Annotated in this window: 3 protein-coding genes; 1 reads left to right on the forward strand and 2 read right to left on the reverse strand. The window is 29.4% G+C overall.

Going from position 1 to position 2,411, the window contains the following annotated elements; genetic code table 11:
• The first annotated feature begins 84 nt into the window (after positions 1-84).
• Entirely contained in the window at positions 85-1,038 is a 954-nt protein-coding gene (locus tag ACR0QS_RS12810; protein WP_432633840.1) for a DUF4340 domain-containing protein, read from the forward strand.
• A gap of 3 nt (positions 1,039-1,041) precedes the next feature.
• Here ACR0QS_RS12810 and recR read toward each other — a convergent pair whose 3' ends face one another.
• Together recR and ACR0QS_RS12820 are read right to left on the reverse strand one after the other, a co-directional pair.
• Complete coding sequence (gene recR / locus ACR0QS_RS12815) at positions 1,042-1,653, reverse strand: recombination mediator RecR (RefSeq protein ID WP_432633841.1); 612 nt, start codon at positions 1,651-1,653, stop codon at positions 1,042-1,044.
• A 27-nt stretch (positions 1,654-1,680) separates the two neighbouring features.
• Positions 1,681-2,064 carry a YbaB/EbfC family nucleoid-associated protein gene (locus ACR0QS_RS12820; RefSeq protein ID WP_432633842.1) on the reverse strand — a complete coding sequence of 128 codons (384 nt, stop codon included), beginning with the start codon at positions 2,062-2,064 and terminating at the stop codon, positions 1,681-1,683.
• Positions 2,065-2,411 lie beyond the last annotated feature (347 nt).

Genomic DNA, 2,411 nt, shown 5'->3' on the forward strand with positions numbered 1-2,411 from the left:
TTTTATAGGCTTTACAATTTTCATTATTTATAGTATATTAAACTAACTAATTTTAATTAATTTGATTGATAGGAGATATTTTCTATGTCCGAAGTAAATTCAGTAAATATGATAAATAAAAAAATAGGAAAAAAATACGCGATTCTTTCGTCTATAATAATAATTTTGGCGGTAATTTTAGTATTAACTATGTTCTTAAAAAATAGAGGCTATTCTCTTCCCACTTTGAAAGCGATTGATTCGGGAATAACCGAAATAAAAATAAGCAGAGGAACAAACGAAACTTTATCAATAAAACTTGAAGAAGGCAAATGGACGGTAAATGATAAATATAAAGCCGATTCGGATATTGTTGCAGATATGACGAACGCTCTTAATTCGATTCAGCCTGTGGAAATAATTTCAAGAGGAGACGCCGAAGAAGAAGATAGAGAAAAATACAGACTCTTTGACGATGAGTCGCTAAATGTTATAGCGATTGACGGCTCTTCAAAAGAAGTTAGAAATATAAGATTCGGAATGAAATCAAATCTCGGAAATAATGTATATTCCCAAATTGATAAAGATAAAAATATATATTTGCTTGGAAATTTATCTTCAAATCCTAAAGATATATTCGATAAAAGCGAAGACGATATTATAAATAAAACGATTTCGTCAGTGCGAAACGATTCTATAAATAAAATTATAATTTCTTACAATAATAGAGATTATACTTTGGAAAAATCCGAAGGCGCTACAAATTGGATAAAAGATAACGATTCTACTATAAACATTAACGATTTATACGGACAAGTTTATACGATAGCCAACTTGAAAGCGGACGGATTAATCAAAGAAGATTCAAATAAAAATTCCGTTTTGTATAAAATTGAAATATCCACCGATTCCGAAACTTTCTTTTATGAGATTTTGAATAAAAATAATAGAGAAAATAATTATGAAGTGGCGCTTGAAAACGATAATAACAGATATTATATAACGGACGCCACTTTTACTAATTTGAAAGACGCGATAGATAATATTATAAATAAATAAAAATTAATTCATATCGGTTCTGTCTAAAATGCTTCTTGCCAAAGAACGAGAATCGGCATTTTCTATATCGCTTGAAAGAGAGATTCCGTAAGTTATTCGGGTAATTTTTCCTTTGAAATTATGATAATTATTGTTTCTTAAAGTTTTGTATATATAAGATGCCGTAGTATCCGCCTCCAAAGACGCGCTGAAAGCTATTATTATTTCGTCTATATTATCGTTTAATCTCCCCACAAGTTCTTTTATTCTTATGTCACTTATTCCTATTCCTTTAAGAGGCTCTATCAAACCTCCCAAAACATGATAAACTCCGTCATATTCTTCCGTTTTTTCTATGGCAAGTATATCGGGATAGGATTCCACAACGCATATTTTCGTTTTATCTCTTCTTTCGCTTGCGCATATCGGGCAAATATTATTTTCGCTTAAAGAATAACATTCGATGCAGAGTTTTATATTTTCATGAAGCGAGGATAATGCTTTTGAAAATTCTTCCAAATATTCTTTATCGCTTTCAAATAAATATAAAGCGAGTCTCATTGCCGTTCTTCCGCCGATTCCCGGGAGACGAGATATTATTTGAGCGAGTTTGTCTAAAGAAGGAATTATATTCAAAATTGATTCTCTTTTATTAGATTATCTTTATTCGTCTTCATCGCGGTTTTTATCCAATTCGTCCATCATACTGTTTACTTTCGACATAATATCTGGGCTTATGGAATCCAAAGAAAAACTTAAAATGGGTTTACCATTTTCAAATCTAACCGAAGACATTTTTGCCAAGTCGCCGAATATTTTATTTAAATCTTTCGCGTCAAATTTGGTTTTATCGTCAATCGGATTTAATTCTTTTATTTTAGCAATCGCTTCGTTCACGCTCGAGGTTAACATTTCTTCCAAAAGTTCTTTCTGTTCTTTAATCAGCATACTTTCGTCAATATTTAAATCGGTTATATTGTAAGATTTGTCTATAGTTAGCGATATAAGATTTGCTGGCGAGCTATATTTAATAAAATTATCGTTCATTTAAAATCTCCTGATATAATTATTAAGTATATATCTTTTTTAATTATTTATCAATTATTAATGTTTAGATTTTTAGAATTTGTCATTAATTAATAAAATTCTATTTTAAAATTTAACTTTCTTAATAGTGGATTGCTCGCCGAAGGCGGACTTTAGTCTCGGACTTCGTCCTCGCAATGACGGTATGAAAATAATTGTCATTACGAGCGGTAGCGAAGTAATCTACTCTCTATAATAATAATTTTTTATTTATAAACCGTTAACAAAAATTGAATTATCTTAACTTTATTTATAAATTTCTATATTTTGAAAATTATCTATTTTTTTTTTTTTTTTTTTGAAAAAAA

Source organism: Brachyspira sp. (assembly GCF_050873525.1).
Taxonomy (GTDB): Bacteria; Spirochaetota; Brachyspiria; order Brachyspirales; family Brachyspiraceae; genus Brachyspira.

Coding starts and splice junctions, on each gene's coding strand:
- ACR0QS_RS12810 (WP_432633840.1), top strand. CDS start 85: ATGTCCGAAGTAAATTCAGTAAATATGATAAATAAAAAAATAGGAAAA.
- ACR0QS_RS12820 (WP_432633842.1), bottom strand. CDS start 2,064: ATGAACGATAATTTTATTAAATATAGCTCGCCAGCAAATCTTATATCG.